Source organism: Nocardia sp. NPDC056100 (genome assembly GCF_042266325.1).
Lineage (GTDB): Bacteria > Actinomycetota > Actinomycetes > Mycobacteriales > Mycobacteriaceae > Nocardia.
In genome coordinates this window covers 551,903-567,691 of record NZ_JBHJVY010000001.1, presented here as the reverse complement: position 1 = coordinate 567,691, position 15,789 = coordinate 551,903, and the positions used below count along the sequence as shown (strand labels likewise).

The window sequence follows — 15,789 nt, the reverse complement described above, 5'->3', positions numbered from 1 at the left end:
GAGAGTAGCCAGAAGATTGCCGAACTTTGCGCCGGTCGGACCGCGTGTGGATGGTGTGCAAAGGTTCACACCCCCGGCACCCCCAAAGTCAGGTGACCCTTACTGGAACGCGGGAAGTAATTCCGTCACACTGATGTTGTGAAAACAGTGGGTTTGCGGAACGCGAAGGCGGAAACCGGGCGCCAGCTGGGCGCCCGGCCTGCTGTTGTGCCCGCACCGGCCGGTGAAGGCCACACCCGCGAGGCCGTGATCAAGCTACTGCTGGAGGAGGGTCCGATCACCGCGACCGCCATCGGCAAACGGCTCGGCCTCAGCCCGGCGGGTGTCCGGCGGCATCTGGACGCGCTCATCGAATCGGGTGAGGCGCGGGCCGCGCGATCGGCGTCCTGGCAGCAGCAGGGGCGTGGTCGTCCGGCCAAGCAATACCAGTTGACGGCCACCGGTCGCGGCCGTTTGGGCCATGCCTACGATGACCTGGCCGGCGCCGCGATGCGCCAGCTGCGCGAGATCGGCGGGGATAAGGCCATCGTCGAATTCGCGCGCAAGCGGGTCGCCGCGATTGTCGCCGGTATCGGACAGTTGGAGCGGCATACGCCGGAGGCGACCACCGATAAGGCCGATGAGATCGCGGACGCGTTCTCCGAAGCCGGGTTCGCCGCCTCCACCCGGAAAGTCGGTGCGGGAGTACAGATCTGCCAGCACCACTGCCCGGTTTCGCATGTCGCCGAGGAATTTCCGGAATTGTGCGCCGCCGAGTTGGAGGCGTTCAAGGAAATCCTGGGTACCCATGTACAAAGACTGGCGACCATCGCCAATGGCGACTGCGCGTGCACCACGCATGTGCCGCTGATGCTTACCCCCAAAACAAAAGACGCAAAACCCCACGTTGCCCAGCCCGCAACGACTTCTACACACGACTCCGGAAGGAGTGCCGAATGACGACTACGACTGACCAGGTGCAGCCGCTGTCCCAAGAGGAGACCATTGCCTCCATTGGTACGTACGGGTACGGCTGGGCCGACAAGGATGTCGCCGGTGCCAGTGCCAAGCGCGGCCTCTCCGAGGAGGTCGTACGCGACATCTCGGCGAAGAAGAGCGAGCCCGAATGGATGCTCGACTTCCGCCTGAAGGCGCTGCGCATCTTCGAGAAGAAGCCCATGCCGAACTGGGGATCGGACCTGGACGGCATTCACTTCGACAACATCAAGTACTTCGTGCGCTCCTCGGAGAAGCAGGCTGCCACCTGGGAAGACCTGCCCGAGGACATCAAGAACACCTACGACAAGCTGGGCATCCCGGAGGCGGAGAAGCAGCGCCTGGTGTCCGGTGTCGCCGCGCAGTACGAGTCCGAGGTCGTCTACCACTCGATCCGCGAGGACCTCGAGAAGCAGGGCGTTATCTTCCTGGACACCGATACCGCGCTCAAGGAGCACCCGGAGCTGTTCCAGCAGTACTTCGGTTCGGTCATTCCCTCGGGTGACAACAAGTTCTCCGCGCTGAATTCGGCCACCTGGTCCGGCGGTTCGTTCATCTACGTGCCGAAGGGCGTGCACGTGGATATCCCGCTGCAGGCGTACTTCCGCATCAATACCGAGAACATGGGTCAGTTCGAGCGGACGCTGATCATCGTCGACGAGGATGCCTACGTGCATTACGTCGAGGGTTGTACCGCACCGATTTACAGCTCCGATTCGCTGCACTCCGCGGTTGTCGAGATCATCGTGAAGAAGGGTGGCCGCTGCCGGTACACCACCATTCAGAACTGGTCGAACAACGTCTACAACCTGGTCACCAAGCGGGCCAAGGCCGAGGCGGGCGCGACCATGGAATGGGTCGACGGCAATATCGGCTCCAAGGTCACCATGAAGTACCCGGCCGTGTGGATGACCGGTGAGCACGCCAAGGGCGAGGTGCTCTCCATCGCGTTCGCCGGTGCGGGTCAGCACCAGGACACCGGTGCCAAGATGCTGCACCTGGCGCCGCACACCTCCTCGAACATCATCTCCAAGTCGGTGGCGCGCGGCGGCGGTCGTGCCTCGTACCGCGGCCTGGTGCAGGTGAACAAGGGCGCGTACGGCTCGAAGTCGACCGTGAAGTGCGATGCGCTGCTGGTGGACAACATCTCTCGCTCGGACACCTACCCGTACGTCGATATCCGCGAGGACGACGTGACCATGGGTCATGAGGCGACCGTGTCGAAGGTGTCGGCCGATCAGCTGTTCTACCTGATGAGCCGCGGCCTCACCGAGGACGAGGCCATGGCGATGGTGGTGCGCGGCTTCGTGGAGCCGATCGCCAAGGAACTGCCGATGGAATACGCGCTCGAGCTCAACCGCCTGATCGAACTGCAAATGGAAGGAGCCGTCGGCTGATGACGGTCGAGAATGTAGCCGTTGCTGCCGAGGCTCGTCCTCCGGCGCTGAACAAGGGCGAAGTCTTCGCCTCGTTCGACGTGAACGCGTTCGAGGTGCCTTCGGCGCACGACGAGGCGTGGCGGTTCACCCCGCTGCGCCGCCTGCGCGGGCTGCACGACGGCACCGCCGTTCGTGACGGGCAGGCTGTCGTCGAGGTGAACTCCGTCGAGGGCGTCACCGTCGAGACCGTCGATCGCACCGACGCGCGCCTGGGCGTCGCCGGCACCCCGACCGATCGTGTTGCCGCACAGGCGTACTCGGGCTTCGAGCAGGCGACCATCGTGTCCGTCGGCGCGGAAACCGAAGTGGCCGAGGCGGTTACCGTCACGGTCACCGGTCCGGGCGAGGGCAAGACCGCCTACGGTCACACCCAGATTCGCCTGGGCAACTTCGCGCACGCCAATGTGGTCATCGACCAGCGCGGCAGCGGAACCTACGCGGAGAACGTGGAATTCGTGCTCGGCGACAGCGCCAAGCTGAATGTCATCGTCATCCAGGACTGGGCCGACGATGTCGTGCACGCCGTCGCGCATCACGCCAAGCTGGGTCGCGACGCCACCCTGCGCCATATCAATGTCACCCTCGGCGGCGATCTGGTGCGCCTGACCGCGACCGTGCGTTACGCCGGTCCGGGTGGCGATGCCGAAATGCTCGGCGTGTACTTCGCCGATGACGGCCAGCACTTCGAGCAGCGGCTGCTCATGGATCACTCCGAGCCGAACTGCAAGTCGAACGTGCTGTACAAGGGTGCGCTGCAGGGCGATCCGACCTCGAAGAAGCCCGATGCGCGCACGGTGTGGGTGGGCGATGTGCTCATTCGCGCGGCCGCCGAGGGCACCGAGACCTACGAGGCCAACCGCAACCTGGTGCTCACCGATGGCGCGCGCGCCGATTCGGTGCCGAACCTGGAGATCGAGACCGGCGAGATCGTCGGCGCCGGACATGCCTCGGCCACCGGGCGTTTCGATGATGAGCAGCTGTTCTACCTGCGCTCGCGCGGTATCCCGGAGGAGGTGGCGCGGCGACTTGTCGTGCGCGGCTTCTTCTTCGAGATCATCTCCAAGATCACGGTCCCCGAGGTCCGGGAGCGGCTCGAGGCGGCCATCGAGGCCGAACTCGCCGCCGTCGGCGTCTGATCACCCATACTTCCCATCCCGCAAAGGAATTCGAATTCGATGACCACCCTGGAAATCAAGGACCTGCACGTCGAGGTCGCCAACCCCGACGAGTCCGGCGAGCCCATCAAGATCCTCAAGGGCGTCAACCTGACCGTGCGCTCGGGTGAGACGCACGCGATCATGGGCCCCAACGGTTCGGGCAAGTCGACGCTGTCGTACGCCATCGCCGGTCACCCCAAGTACACGGTGACCTCCGGCTCGATCACCCTCGACGGTGAAGACGTGCTGGAGATGACGGTCGACGAGCGTGCCCGCGCGGGTCTGTTCCTGGCCATGCAGTACCCGGTCGAGGTTCCGGGCGTCTCGGTCTCGAACTTCCTGCGCACCGCCGCCACCGCCGTCCGCGGTGAGGCCCCCAAGCTGCGCACCTGGGTCAAGGAACTCAAGGAGTCCATGACCGAGCTGGAGATCGAGCCCAGCTTCGTCGAGCGCTCGGTCAACGAGGGCTTCTCCGGCGGTGAGAAGAAGCGCCAGGAGATCCTGCAGCTGGGTCTGCTCAAGCCGAAGATCGCCATCCTGGACGAGACCGACTCCGGCCTGGACGTCGACGCGCTGCGCATCGTCTCCGAGGGTGTCAACAAGTACAAGGAGCGGGAGAACGGCGGCATTCTGCTGATCACCCACTACACCCGCATCCTGCGCTACATCGAGCCCGATTTCGTGCACGTGTTCGTGAACGGCCGCATTGTCGCCGAGGGCGGCAAGGAGCTGGCCGAGGAACTCGACTCGAACGGTTACGTGCGCTTCACCTCCGCTGCTGCTGTTTAGGAGCCCCTGCTGATGACCACTACGGTGCCTGCTTTGGACGTCGCCCGCATCCGCGCCGACTTCCCGATCCTGAGCCGCACGGTGCGAGACGGTAAACCCCTGGTCTACTTGGACTCGGGCGCCACCTCGCAGCGGCCCACGGCGGTGCTGGACGCGGAACACACCTTCCTGACCCAGCACAATGCGGCGGTGCACCGTGGTGCGCATCAGCTGGCCGAAGAGGCCACGGACGCTTACGAAGACGCGCGTGCGGATATCGCCCGCTTCGTCGGTGTCGACGCGCGCGAGATCGTGTTCACCAAGAACGCGACCGAATCGCTGAACCTGGTGACCTACGCGTTCTCCGATTCCCGGTTCCCGTACCACGTGGGACCGGGTGACGAGATCGTGGTCACCGAGCTCGAACATCACGCGAATCTCGTTCCGTGGCAGGAACTCGCACGCCGCACGGGCGCGACACTCAAGTGGTACGGCATCACCGATGACGGGCGCATCGATCTCGATTCGCTCGAATTGTCGCCCGCCACCAAGGTCGTCGCGTTCACGCATCAGTCCAATGTGACCGGCGCGATCGCCGATGTGCCCGAAATGGTGCGTCGCGCAAAGGAAGTCGGCGCGCTCACGGTGCTCGACGCCTGCCAGTCGGTGCCGCATATGCCGGTGAACTTCCGCGAGCTCGGCGTGGACTTCGCCGCGTTCTCCGGTCACAAGATGCTCGGCCCGTCCGGTGTCGGTGTGCTGTACGGCCGCTACGCGCTGCTGGAAGAGACCCCGCCGTTCATCACCGGCGGCTCCATGATCGAGACCGTCACCATGGAGGCCACCACCTACGCGGCCCCGCCGCAGCGATTCGAGGCCGGTGTGCCGATGACCTCGCAGGTCGTCGGATTGGGTGCCGCGGTGCGGTATCTGGAAGCCATCGGTATGGATGCGGTTGCGGCGCACGAGCATTCGCTCGTAGCCGCCACGCTCGAGGGGCTCGCCAAGATTGACGGTGTTCGCATTGTCGGCCCGGCCGATACCCTGAATCGCGGTGGCGCAGTATCTTTCGTGGTGGACGGTATTCACGCCCACGATGTGGGCCAGATCCTCGATGACGCGGGCGTCGCGATCCGCGTCGGGCACCATTGCGCGTGGCCGCTCATGCGCCGCCTCGGCGTTCCGGCCACCGCCCGTGCCTCGTTCGCCGTCTACAACACCCTCGACGAGGTGGACGCGCTGCTGGCGGCGGTGCGGAAGGCTCAGAGCTTCTTCGGAGTTGCATAGATCATGCGCATGGAGCAGATGTACCAGGAAGTGATCCTGGACCACTACAAGCACCCGCACCACCGCGGCCTACGCGAGCCGTTCGGTGCGGAAGTGCATCACGTCAACCCGACCTGCGGTGACGAGATCACGCTGCGCGTACAGCTGGACGACAATGGCGATGTCACCGATGTGTCCTATGACGGCCAGGGCTGCTCGATCAGCCAGGCGTCCACCTCGGTGCTCACCGATCAGGTCATCGGCCTGCCGGTGCAGCAGGCGCTCAAGGTGGTCGACTCGTTCAACGAGATGATCTCCAGCCGCGGCACCCTCGAGGGTGATGAGGACATGATCGGCGACGGCATCGCCTTCGCGGGCGTGTCCAAGTACCCGGCGCGGGTGAAATGCGCGCTGCTGGGCTGGATGGCGTTCAAGGACGCGGTGGTGCAGATCGCCTCCGCCGAGGAGACCAAGCTGCCGATGTCGAACGGGGAGAAGAAGAACGATGAGTGAGACCACCGGAACTCCGGCCGACGGCTCGGTGAAGGACGCCGACGCCGTGGTCGAGACCACCGAAACCGTTGCGCCGCAGGAACTGAGCGCGGAGGACGCCGCATTCCTCGAGGACCTCGAAGAGGCCATGCGCGATGTCGTCGACCCCGAGCTCGGCATCAATGTGGTCGATCTGGGCCTGGTCTACGGTATGACCGTCACCGACGGCATCTGCAAACTGGATATGACCCTGACCTCCCCGGCCTGCCCGCTCACCGATGTGATCGAGGACCAGTCCCGCAATGCCCTGGTCCGCAGCGGCCTGGTCGAGGACCTCCAGATCAACTGGGTCTGGATGCCGCCGTGGGGCCCGGACAAGATCACCGACGACGGCCGCGAGCAGCTGCGCGCGCTCGGCTTCACCGTCTAGTCGGACAGCCTGTCATCACCCCCGCCGGAATCCGGTGGGGGTGATTTCGTGTGGTAGGCATACCGTATGCGGCTTGATGAGTGGATCGCCGGTGGCGGGCATATACAGCTTGGTGGGCATGACATCTTCTACCGGCAGGACGGTCCGGTGGATGGGCGGCCCGTGACGCTGGTGCACGGATTTCCGACCTCATCGCACGACTGGGCGCCGATCGTCCCGGCACTGGTCGAATCCGGTTGCCGGATAACGACTTTGGACCTGCTCGGGTTCGGGGCCAGTGCCAAGCCCGCGCGATACGACTATCGGCTCACCGAGCAGGCGTCGATCATCGAGGAGCTGTGGGAGCGGTTCGAGATCGACAAGACCGCGCTGGTCTCGCACGACTACGGCGTGTCGGTCGCTCAGGAACTGTTGCACCGCAACGCGAATCGCATTACCGCGGCGGCATTCCTCAATGGCGGTCTGTATCCGGACCTGCACCGGCCGATCCGGATACAACGGTTGCTCCACGGACCCGCGGGCGCGGTGCTGCAACATCTGTCGAGCGAGCCGATGTATCACCGGTCGCTGCACGAGGTATTCGGCCGACCGGTCAGCGATGAAGCCGTGCACGATATGTGGCTGTCCACCACTATGAACAACGGTAAGCGAGTACAGCACCGGCTGCTCCGCTATATCGACGAGCGGCGCACGCATTCCGACCGCTGGCGCACCGCCCTCGAGAGCTATCCGGGTCCGATCCAATTCATCTGGGGCCCAGCCGATCCCGTGAGCGGTGCGCATGTGCTGCCGCGGCTGCGCGAACGCCTCCCCGATGCGCGAGTCCTCGTCCTCGACGAGGATCCGGCGACCGGCCACTACCCCCAGGTCGAGAATCCCGCCCCGGTGGCGGCGGCCCTGGTCAGCTTTCTGCGCTGACTTCCGACTGTCGCAGCGGTGCGCCGACGTGATGCAGGTGCCGCAGCGCCTCGCGGTAGGACGAGACCAGCCCGGTCTCGTGGTACGCCACACCGATTTCGGCGCAGTAGTCGCGCACGATGAGCCGGGCATGCCGCAGATTCGGCGTCGGCATGCTCGGGAACAGGTGGTGCTCGATCTGATAGTTGAGTCCGCCCAGTGCGATATCTGTCAGCACACCACCGCGCACATTGCGTGAGGTGAGCACTTGGCGGCGGAGGTAGTCCGGCCGTTCGTCACCGGTCAGGGTCGGCATGCCCTTGTGGTTGGGGGCGAAGATGCATCCCATGTAGAGACCGAACAGGCCCTGATGCACCGCGATGAACGCGAGGCCCTTATCCGCGGGCAGCACCGCGAACACCGCTATCAGGTAGAGCGCGAAATGGGTGAACAGCAGCGCACCCTCCATGCGGCGATGTTTGACCGATCGATTTCCGAGCGCGCGGACGCCCGCCAGGTGCAGGTTCAACCCTTCGAGCAGCAGCAGCGGGAAGAACAGATACGCCTGCGCCCGCCCGACGATCCTGGCGATCCCGCGACTGGACCGCGCCTGCCGCTGCGACCAGACCAGAATGTCCGGTGCGACATCGGGATCGAGATCCTCGTGGTTCGGATTGGCGTGATGCCGGGTGTGCTTGTCCTGCCACCACCCGTACCCCAGGCCGATCCCGGCATTGCCGACAATCCGTCCCACCAGCTCGGTCGGCTTGCGCAGCCGGAAGACCTGGCGGTGCGCGACATCATGCATGACCAGCGCGACCTGCGCGAACGCCACCGCCATGAATCCGGCGACCAGCAGCGTCCACCACGAATCGCCGACGAGCAGGAACGTCGCCCATCCGCCGATGAACGCGAACCCGACGAGTCCGAAGCGGGCAACGTAGTAGGCGGGCCGCCGATCCATCAGTCCCGCATCGGAAATCCGGCGCAGTAGCCGGGCGTAATCACCGTCGGCACCGCGTCGCGATGTCCGTGAAGCTGACTCGGGAACCAAGCCGGATGTCGTCATGCCCCGAAGCTATCGGCGTATCTCTCGTTCGCCGTAACCCGTTGGTACGGCATGGAATAGCTCTCCGGAGTGATACCGGTGGGACTATCGTCCGGGATTCACGCCTCGATGCCGAGGCCCTCGGCCAGCACCGGCCAGCTCTTGATCAGCTGATCACGCCAGTACTGCCAGGCGTGTCCGCCGTCCGGGGGCAGATCGTACGTCACCGGAATTCCGAGCTGGAGGAGCCGATCGACCATATTGCGCGTGCAGTAGCCGGTCGCGGCCTCGGTCACGCCGTCCACGATCAGATGGTCCACCACATCCGCCCCGGTGCGGAATTCGTCGCTGAACCCATCGTAACCACCGGGAACACCGGTGCCGCTATAGAGATAGAGTCCCACACCGCGCAGCTTCTCGGCGTTCACGTACGGATCGTTCTCCGCCCACAGCGGATTGTCCGGCGCACCGTACATATTGTCGAGATTGCCGCCCGCGACGAATTCGACCACCACGCGCACGAATTCGTGCCCGATCGGATCGCTGATCTGCGGGCAGCCGCTGTAGGCCGCCACCGCGCGGAACAGTCCGGGTGCGGCGATGGCCAGGTTCAATACCGCGGTGGCGGACCCGGATACGCCCGCGATCGCATTGATCCCATTGGCGCCCAAGGCTTTATCGATCAGCGGTGGCAGTTCGGCGGTGAGAAAGGTCTTCCATTTGTTCACGCCCAGCACCGGATCGGGTGCGCGCCAGTCACCGTAGAAACTGGCGATCCCGCCGATGGGCTGGACGACGTTCACCTCCTTGGTCGCCAGGAAATCGAAGACCTCGGGCGCGCGATCCTGCCAGCTCTTACCGCCGTATCCGCCGGACGCGCCATTGAGCAGATACAGCGTCGGATGCGGCCGGGTCCGATCGGCGGGCCGCAGCACATCCACTCGAATCGGCTTGGCCATCGCCGCCGAATACACCTGGAATGACAGTTTGCGATCGTCGACGATGTGGACGCTCACGATCTCGGACTGCTCGGCCCGCGCCGCCACCGGTATGACCGCCGCCGGTATCGCAAAGCACGCGGCTACCAAGATGATTCGAATCCGATGCCGCATGCCGCCTCCGCTGAGAAAGCTCGCCGGTCCCGTCATCACGATCGTAGCCGCCGCGGTGTGCCGATCGAGGAATTCGCCCATCTCGGGGCCGTTCCGGGCTCGGGATCGGAATGAGGTGTTCGTCCTCCAGATCTCGGGGTGATATCGACCCCGGCGGCGGGCGGGCGGGTGCTGTTAGGGTGTGCGCGTCGCGCCGGAAGGGGAGCCTTGTCCTACATTGTCAGCCCGTATGCCGTTGACCTGGAAGGGATCCGGTTGGTCGGATCCTATGGCCAGGAGTTCGCGGATGCCGTGGTGCGGTCGACGCCGCAGCATGTGCTGGATCGGCTCGATGAGGCCGAGGAGCTCGGGCTCACCCCGCGCGATGTGATGCGGCAATTGCTGCTGGGCGAGCCGATGGAGCAGGATTTCGGGCCCACCTACGGGCATGCGCTCGAGGTGCTGTGCCACCACTCCGGCAAGCTGCTCGGCAATGCGCACTGGGCGGGTATGCGATTCCGGTACTTCGCCATGGTGGAGCAGGCGCTGGCCGATATCGGCGTCGAGTTCGATCCGGCGGAGCTGGTGCTCGGCGGTGCGCCCATCGATCTGCCGCCGATCGATGACTTCCCGAGCATCGGTTTCGTGGAGGGCTACCGCATCGATGCCATGGCGGACACGTTGAACGCCGTCGATCTGGAGCTGCTCACCGATGACTCGATCCGCGGCTCGGTGGCGGAAATGCGTGAATGGGCGCGCACCTGCCAGGCCGAGGGCACCGGCCTGGTGTGCTTCTACTACTGAATCGCGCCGGAATCAGGGACGTTTGGTCCAGAACAGTTTGTCGAGGTTCTTGCGGCGATCATCGGCCCAGTCCCACATGTAGTCGGCGATGCGCGTCGGATTGTCCAGGGTGGTGCTGAACATATGCCCGCCGTCGCGGTACTCCAGCAGGAATTCACCGGTCGGCTGCCGGTAGGTCTGGATGAAGGTGTCCGGATCATCCGGCTCCTGGACAATCAGAAAGGGTGTGCGGGCGACCGTCGTCAATTCCGGTATCCAGGAGTGTAATTGGCGCTGGGTGAGCACATTGAAATACCGCGCGCCGCCGACATTGACGCGGAAGTCCCGCATTTCCGGTCCGGCCAGACTGCCGTCGCGCGGATCGTAGAGCGCGAATTCGGTTCCGGCGATGAGTTCTTCGATCCATAGCAGCGCGCGCCAGGCCGCGTGATCGGGCACCGTCACCCGGACGCAATCGCCCACCGCGGCCAGCGTGATGCGCCCGTTCCAGACCGGGATCTCGGTATTCCAGCGCCACAGCCCGGCCAGTACCGGGCCCAGACTCACCGCCGGAATGCCGCCGCTGGCGGCTGCATACGCTTCGACCTCATCGGCGGAAGCAACGGAATCTGCCGGTAGTACGACGAATTCGCAACTCACCGCACCAAACTAGTGCACGGCGGCGACACACGCGGACCGTTGGCCGCAGTCGGCGAGCAACCGCGTCGCCGCACCGTAGGATGCGCGGGTGACCGGATACGACGACTTCGACGGGTTCGCCCACCTCGACACCTCCAGCCTGCACCCGCGCCAGCAGCAGATTCTCTGCACGATCCGCGATTGGGTACAGCGGCACGGGTATTCGCCCAGCACCCGCGAGATCGGTGACTCGGTCGGGCTCAAATCCGGTTCGTCGGTATCGAAGCATTTGAAGGCGCTCGAGGATCGCGGATTCCTCACCCGCAGCGAATCGGTCACCCGTCCGATGGATGTGCGGCTGTTCCTCAAGTCGGCCGCGCCGCAGCAGACCTCCGGCGATTCGGTTCCGGTGCCGGTGGTCGGCGATATCGCGGCGGGCACGCCGATCCTGGCCGAGGAGCACACCGATGACGTGCTGTCGCTGCCGCGCGAATTGGTCGGCCGCGGCACCGTCTTCGGACTGCGCGTGCGCGGTGATTCGATGATCGACGCGGCCATCTGCGATGGCGACATCGTGGTGATCCGCAAGGAGAGCGAGGCGCACTCCGGGGAAATCGTGGCGGCCATGATCGACGGTGAAGCCACCGTCAAGGTCTATCGCCGGCGTAACGGCCATGTCTATCTGGAGCCGCGCAACCCCGCCTACGACGTGATCGATGGTGACAAGGCAGTTGTGCTCGGCAAAGTCGTCTCGGTAATGCGCCGCGTTTGATTCCGTCCGGTAAGACCGGATTGGACAATATGGGGTCCCTCGACAAGGATTCGACCCGTTCCAATAATTCATCACGGGGAGTATCGAATGTCGTTGCTGCGCAAGGCCGGAATAGGCCTCGCCATCACCTCGATGGCCGCGATGGGCATCATGGCCGCCGGTCCCGCCAACGCGGCGGAAGACGCGCCGGGCTTCACGGCCGCTTCCGGTGATCTGTACGGCGCCCTGGCGCTGTCTCGGAGCACCGGAAATGTCGCATACGCGGTCAACTATGGCAGCTGGGGCGGTGCCGATGGCGCCGCCGTCAGCAAGTGCGGTGGCGGCGACTGTGAGGTCGTCGTGCACTTCGCCAACGCGTGCGGCGCTGTCGCACAGGGCGCCGACACCCGCTTCGGCTGGGCGTGGGCGGCCACCAAGGTAGACGCCGAGAAGGGCGCCATCGACGTGCTGGGCAACAGCGCGCCGAAGTTCCCGGACGTCGGTTCCGCATCGCCGCGCGGAGCCAAGGTGATTCTGTCGGCGTGCACCGATAACGCGCGTTGACACTGGCGAGTACGCGCTAGCGCACTCGCCGCCCGTGCGCCGTACCGGATTTCCGGTGCGGCGCACTTTTGTTTGCCAGGGCCCGTTTTCCAGCAAACCACCTGTCCGGCCGGAGATGATTTCGAGGTGGACGACATCACCTATGAGGACACCCGGTTCGCGATGCACGCGGCGGCGGAACTGCTCATCGCGGGTCCGCAGTATCGGCGGTTCGGCAGTATTCGCATGCGCATCGTGCTGGGTGGTTTCACCGGCGTGAAGTGGCCGGTGTCGGTGACCGGGCCCGATCTGGTCTGGCCGCAGGGCCGAATCCGATTACACGGCAGCTATACCGAACTCGCCATCGCCGCCGGGTTCGAGGCCGACGGCCCGCCCAACGGGTTGTATTGCGAAGGTACGGGTATGGACCCGGACGAGCCCTTCGCGGTGGACACCGAGGCGGCGGTGTCGGTGCACGACTGGTTCGCGGTGGGGGACACCGCATTACGGCGTTTCGCGGCCGAACAGCCGGTGCTGTGGCCGGAACACTTCGATCTGTCGGTCGCGGTGGGCGAGGTGAATTACGGTGTGTCGCCGGGGGATTGGGAGAATCCGCAGCCGTACGCCTATGTCGGCCCGTGGACGCGGCGGCACGGCGAATTCTGGAATGCACCGTTCGGCGCGAAACGCTCCCGGGCCGAGGCCGGCACGGTGGAGGCGTTGCTGGAATTCTTCCGGGAGGGCCGGGCCCGTGCCGCCGCCGACGCCTAGGGGAGCTAGCGGCCCACGCGCGGGCGGCCGCCCTCACCGGCGATGCGGCCCTTGCGAATGAGTTCGCGTTTGGTGCCCGGGGTCAGCGTGACCTGATCACTGTCACCGGCGGCGACGGTCTCCTCGAGCGGGACCGGATTCGGCCGCACGAACAGTGTGACGGTGGTGCCCTCGGTGAAGCCGTTGCGCTTCATCAATGACGCCGAGGCGGTGTTGTGAATTTCCACATCGGTGACGATCCGCCGCGCGCCGCCCTCGAAAAGGGTGTCGCAGCAGGCGGACATGAGCCGTCCGGCGATACCGCGGCCCTGCATATCCGGCGCGACCGCGATCCATTCCAGATAGCCCCAGTCATCGCGCAATTCGAATTCCATGGAACCCAGTACGAATCCCACCACCCGATCCGAATCCACCGCCACCCAGCAGGAGCGGCTGGGGCTGTCCATATGCTCGGCCACCGAGGTGAGCGACCAGGAGGTGTAGGGCTTGGTGGAGGTGTCGAAGACCTCGTAACCCAGATCCAGGACCTGGCGTAGATGTCCGAGTCCCATGGGGACGATGGCTATGGCGGGTTCCATACCCGACAGTTTGCCAGGTGGATGCGGTTCTCACCCGCCCGGTCTCACGCGCCCTTGCGGGTTTGCTTGGCGGGAGCCTTCTTCGCCGCGGTCTTCTTGGCGGGAGTTTTCTTGGCGGCGGTCGTGGCCTTGGTCGCCTTCGCGGCCTTGGCGGGGGCCGATGCGGCCTTCCCGGTGCTGCGCCCGGATGCCTCCAGACTGCGTTGCAGCGCCGCGACCAGGTCCACCACCTCGGCATCCATCTCGGGCGCGGCCTTCTCGGGCGCGCGGGTGACCTTGCCGCTACCGCTGGCTATGGCCTCGTCCAGCATCTTCTTCAATTCGATCTGGTACTCGTCCACGTACTGCGAGGGATCGAAATCGTCCGAGAGCGTATCCACCAGCGTCTCGGCCATCTGCAATTCCTGCGGTCGCGGCTCGGATACCCCGTCGAGTTTGTCGAACGCCACCGCGCGCACCTCATCGGGCCACAGCAGCGCCTGCAACACCAGCACCCCGTCGCGCACGCGCAGCGCCCCGAGTCGCGTCTTCTGCCGCAGGGTGAAATGCACCAGCGCCACGCGATCGGTGTGTTCGAGTGTTTTCGCCAGCAGCACATAGGCTTTGGGCGTGGTCGAATCCGGTTCCAGGAAGTAGCTCTTATCGAAGAGCATGGGATCGATCTGCTCGGCCGGCACGAATTGCAATACCGGAATCTCATGCTTCTCGGCGGCGGGGAGTTTGGCGAAATCCTCATCGGTGAGGATCACCCGATCTCCCTCGGGGGATTCGTACGCCTTGTCGATATCGGCATACTGCACGGGTTGCCCGTCCACCGTGCAGACCCGCTCGTATTTGATCCGCCCCCCGTCGGCGGCGTGTACCTGATGGAATTTGATGTCATGGTCTTCCGTGGCGGTATAGACCTTCACGGGGACGTTGACCAGCCCGAACGCGATGGAGCCCTTCCAAATGGACCGCATGGTCTGATCGTAGCCAATCTCGGAAGCAGGAGTGGTATGCGAACGCGAATTCTCTTCCCGATCGTGGCCGCCGTGATCGTGGCGGCCTGCGGTACGGCCTCCGATACCGGGAAAACGACGGCGGATACTCCCGGTGCGCTGATGGCGCAGAGCCCGCTGACCAATCTGGACCCGGCATTGTCGGCGGCCGTTTCCACGGCGACCTATATCCGGTATGAATCGACCTCTCCGGCCGGAAAGCCGATCGAGGTGTCGGGTGCGGTATTCCTGCCCAAGGGTGACGCGCCCGCCGGGGGCTGGCCGGTGATCGCCCTCGGGCATGGCACCTCCGGGGTGGTCAGCTCGTGCGCGCCGACCAATTCACCGAACCTGTTCGGTTCCGCGCCCGCGGTGGCGGCGATGCTGGCGGGGCACCGGGCGGTGGTGATGACCAACTATCAGGGGCTGGACGGACCGGGGGCCGCACCGTATGTGGACACCCCGTCGTCCGGATACGACATCTTGAACTCGGTGCGAGCGGCACGGTCGACCGGTGCGCCACTGGCGGGCGAGACCGTGCTTGTCGGGATCTCGCAGGGTGGACGGGCTGCTGAGTCGGCGTCGGAAACAGCGAAATCCTATGCGCCGGAACTGAATATCCGCGGCGTGGTGCTGTTGTCACCGGCTCTGGAGATCAAATTCGCGGATGCGATCCGGGCGGGCACGCTCAATGTTCCCGATCAGTATCTGATCCTGCCGTATCTGGTGGAGGCCGTGCGGTACCACTATCCGAACTACGACTACGACCGGGTGATTCACGGTGATCTGCTCGGTGCCGCACCGCGTTTGGAGGCGCAGTGCACCGGCGATATGACCCCGGCCGATCTCGCGCTGGCCGACGCGGCGACGCCCGCCGATGCCCGATTCGTGGATGATGCCGCCGCACAGGCCGTCGTGGATCTGGAGGGTCGCACCAATCTGCCGAAGGTGGCGAGCACAGTGCCCACCTATATCGCTCGCGGCGATGCGGACAAGCTGGTGAGTACCGAATGGTCGAACGCGGCTGTCGCGAAGATGTGCGCGCTGGGGACGCCGGTGCACGATGAGGTGGTCCCGGGTGGTCACGATGCGCCGGACCAGATTTCGGAGCGGTGGCTGGGATGGATCGATGACCTCTTCGCCGGCGCGTCCTTCACCTCGACCTGTCAGCGGTGATCGAG

General features: G+C 65.0%; 18 protein-coding genes. 13 read left to right on the top strand and 5 right to left on the bottom strand.

What is annotated here, in order from left to right:
- Positions 1-138: 138 nt before the first annotated feature.
- The 8 genes from ACFC0O_RS02615 (at position 139) to ACFC0O_RS02580 (ending at position 7,445) form a co-directional block, all read left to right on the top strand.
- Complete coding sequence (locus ACFC0O_RS02615) at positions 139-939, top strand: helix-turn-helix transcriptional regulator (protein WP_375953206.1); 801 nt, start codon at positions 139-141, stop codon at positions 937-939.
- Positions 936-2,372: a Fe-S cluster assembly protein SufB gene (gene sufB, locus ACFC0O_RS02610; RefSeq protein ID WP_375953204.1), complete on the top strand. Its 1,437-nt coding sequence runs from the start codon at positions 936-938 to the stop codon at positions 2,370-2,372. Before ACFC0O_RS02615 ends, sufB begins: the two co-directional genes overlap by 4 nt.
- On the top strand, positions 2,372-3,550 hold the full coding sequence (gene sufD, locus ACFC0O_RS02605; protein ID WP_375953202.1) for a Fe-S cluster assembly protein SufD: 1,179 nt from the start codon (positions 2,372-2,374) through the stop codon (positions 3,548-3,550). The genes sufB and sufD overlap by 1 nt, the downstream gene beginning before the upstream one ends.
- Before the next feature lie 39 nt (positions 3,551-3,589).
- Positions 3,590-4,360: a Fe-S cluster assembly ATPase SufC gene (gene sufC, locus ACFC0O_RS02600; protein WP_364635846.1), complete on the top strand. Its 771-nt coding sequence runs from the start codon at positions 3,590-3,592 to the stop codon at positions 4,358-4,360.
- 12 nt (positions 4,361-4,372) lie between these two features.
- Positions 4,373-5,626, top strand: a complete 1,254-nt coding sequence (locus tag ACFC0O_RS02595) for a cysteine desulfurase (RefSeq protein WP_375953200.1) — start codon at positions 4,373-4,375, stop codon at positions 5,624-5,626.
- A gap of 3 nt (positions 5,627-5,629) precedes the next feature.
- Positions 5,630-6,118, top strand: coding sequence for a Fe-S cluster assembly sulfur transfer protein SufU (gene sufU / locus ACFC0O_RS02590; RefSeq protein ID WP_364635840.1), 489 nt, complete (start codon positions 5,630-5,632; stop codon positions 6,116-6,118).
- Positions 6,111-6,527 (top strand): metal-sulfur cluster assembly factor, encoded by a 417-nt coding sequence (locus ACFC0O_RS02585; protein WP_375953198.1) that lies wholly within the window; start codon positions 6,111-6,113, stop codon positions 6,525-6,527. Before sufU ends, ACFC0O_RS02585 begins: the two co-directional genes overlap by 8 nt.
- A gap of 66 nt (positions 6,528-6,593) precedes the next feature.
- The gene (locus ACFC0O_RS02580) at positions 6,594-7,445 is read left to right on the top strand and encodes an alpha/beta fold hydrolase (RefSeq protein WP_375953196.1); all 852 of its coding nucleotides are present in this window, start codon (positions 6,594-6,596) and stop codon (positions 7,443-7,445) included.
- Here the strand turns inward: ACFC0O_RS02580 and ACFC0O_RS02575 are convergent.
- Positions 7,429-8,493, bottom strand: coding sequence for a fatty acid desaturase family protein (locus tag ACFC0O_RS02575; RefSeq protein WP_375953194.1), 1,065 nt, complete (start codon positions 8,491-8,493; stop codon positions 7,429-7,431). The genes ACFC0O_RS02580 and ACFC0O_RS02575 overlap by 17 nt on opposite strands.
- A 98-nt stretch (positions 8,494-8,591) precedes the next feature.
- Positions 8,592-9,584, bottom strand: coding sequence for an alpha/beta hydrolase (locus ACFC0O_RS02570; RefSeq protein ID WP_375953193.1), 993 nt, complete (start codon positions 9,582-9,584; stop codon positions 8,592-8,594).
- A gap of 255 nt (positions 9,585-9,839) precedes the next feature.
- On the opposite strand from ACFC0O_RS02570, the gene ACFC0O_RS02565 reads away from it, so the two are divergent.
- Positions 9,840-10,367, top strand: coding sequence for a hypothetical protein (locus ACFC0O_RS02565; RefSeq protein WP_375953191.1), 528 nt, complete (start codon positions 9,840-9,842; stop codon positions 10,365-10,367).
- Between the two features lie 12 nt (positions 10,368-10,379).
- Here the strand turns inward: ACFC0O_RS02565 and ACFC0O_RS02560 are convergent, their stop codons facing one another.
- Positions 10,380-11,006: a hypothetical protein gene (locus tag ACFC0O_RS02560; protein ID WP_364635821.1), complete on the bottom strand. Its 627-nt coding sequence runs from the start codon at positions 11,004-11,006 to the stop codon at positions 10,380-10,382.
- An 88-nt stretch (positions 11,007-11,094) separates the two neighbouring features.
- Here ACFC0O_RS02560 and lexA point away from each other — a divergent pair, with 88 nt between their 5' ends.
- The 3 genes from lexA (at position 11,095) to ACFC0O_RS02545 (ending at position 13,050) form a co-directional block, all read left to right on the top strand.
- A complete protein-coding gene (gene lexA / locus ACFC0O_RS02555) occupies positions 11,095-11,757 on the top strand; it encodes a transcriptional repressor LexA (protein WP_375953189.1) in 663 nt (220 codons plus the stop codon).
- Positions 11,758-11,844: 87 nt separating this feature from the next.
- On the top strand, positions 11,845-12,300 hold the full coding sequence (locus tag ACFC0O_RS02550; RefSeq protein ID WP_364635815.1) for a DUF4189 domain-containing protein: 456 nt from the start codon (positions 11,845-11,847) through the stop codon (positions 12,298-12,300).
- Between the two features lie 126 nt (positions 12,301-12,426).
- Positions 12,427-13,050 (top strand): hypothetical protein, encoded by a 624-nt coding sequence (locus tag ACFC0O_RS02545; RefSeq protein WP_375953187.1) that lies wholly within the window; start codon positions 12,427-12,429, stop codon positions 13,048-13,050.
- A 5-nt stretch (positions 13,051-13,055) separates the two neighbouring features.
- Here ACFC0O_RS02545 and ACFC0O_RS02540 read toward each other — a convergent pair whose 3' ends face one another.
- Complete coding sequence (locus ACFC0O_RS02540; RefSeq protein ID WP_364635809.1) at positions 13,056-13,628, bottom strand: GNAT family N-acetyltransferase; 573 nt, start codon at positions 13,626-13,628, stop codon at positions 13,056-13,058.
- 44 nt (positions 13,629-13,672) lie between these two features.
- On the bottom strand, positions 13,673-14,590 hold the full coding sequence (locus tag ACFC0O_RS02535; RefSeq protein ID WP_375953185.1) for a Ku protein: 918 nt from the start codon (positions 14,588-14,590) through the stop codon (positions 13,673-13,675).
- Positions 14,591-14,626: 36 nt separating this feature from the next.
- Between ACFC0O_RS02535 and ACFC0O_RS02530 the strand changes: the two genes are divergently transcribed.
- Positions 14,627-15,784 (top strand): lipase family protein, encoded by a 1,158-nt coding sequence (locus ACFC0O_RS02530; RefSeq protein ID WP_375953183.1) that lies wholly within the window; start codon positions 14,627-14,629, stop codon positions 15,782-15,784.
- The last annotated feature ends 5 nt before the right edge of the window (positions 15,785-15,789 follow it).

Coding starts and splice junctions, on each gene's coding strand:
- ACFC0O_RS02550 (WP_364635815.1), top strand. CDS start 11,845: ATGTCGTTGCTGCGCAAGGCCGGAATAGGCCTCGCCATCACCTCGATG.
- ACFC0O_RS02595 (WP_375953200.1), top strand. CDS start 4,373: ATGACCACTACGGTGCCTGCTTTGGACGTCGCCCGCATCCGCGCCGAC.
- ACFC0O_RS02570 (WP_375953193.1), bottom strand. CDS start 9,584: ATGCGGCATCGGATTCGAATCATCTTGGTAGCCGCGTGCTTTGCGATA.
- sufB (WP_375953204.1), top strand. CDS start 936: ATGACGACTACGACTGACCAGGTGCAGCCGCTGTCCCAAGAGGAGACC.
- sufC (WP_364635846.1), top strand. CDS start 3,590: ATGACCACCCTGGAAATCAAGGACCTGCACGTCGAGGTCGCCAACCCC.
- ACFC0O_RS02575 (WP_375953194.1), bottom strand. CDS start 8,493: ATGACGACATCCGGCTTGGTTCCCGAGTCAGCTTCACGGACATCGCGA.
- sufD (WP_375953202.1), top strand. CDS start 2,372: ATGACGGTCGAGAATGTAGCCGTTGCTGCCGAGGCTCGTCCTCCGGCG.
- ACFC0O_RS02535 (WP_375953185.1), bottom strand. CDS start 14,590: ATGCGGTCCATTTGGAAGGGCTCCATCGCGTTCGGGCTGGTCAACGTC.
- ACFC0O_RS02540 (WP_364635809.1), bottom strand. CDS start 13,628: ATGGAACCCGCCATAGCCATCGTCCCCATGGGACTCGGACATCTACGC.
- sufU (WP_364635840.1), top strand. CDS start 5,630: ATGCGCATGGAGCAGATGTACCAGGAAGTGATCCTGGACCACTACAAG.
- ACFC0O_RS02585 (WP_375953198.1), top strand. CDS start 6,111: ATGAGTGAGACCACCGGAACTCCGGCCGACGGCTCGGTGAAGGACGCC.
- ACFC0O_RS02530 (WP_375953183.1), top strand. CDS start 14,627: ATGCGAACGCGAATTCTCTTCCCGATCGTGGCCGCCGTGATCGTGGCG.
- ACFC0O_RS02580 (WP_375953196.1), top strand. CDS start 6,594: ATGCGGCTTGATGAGTGGATCGCCGGTGGCGGGCATATACAGCTTGGT.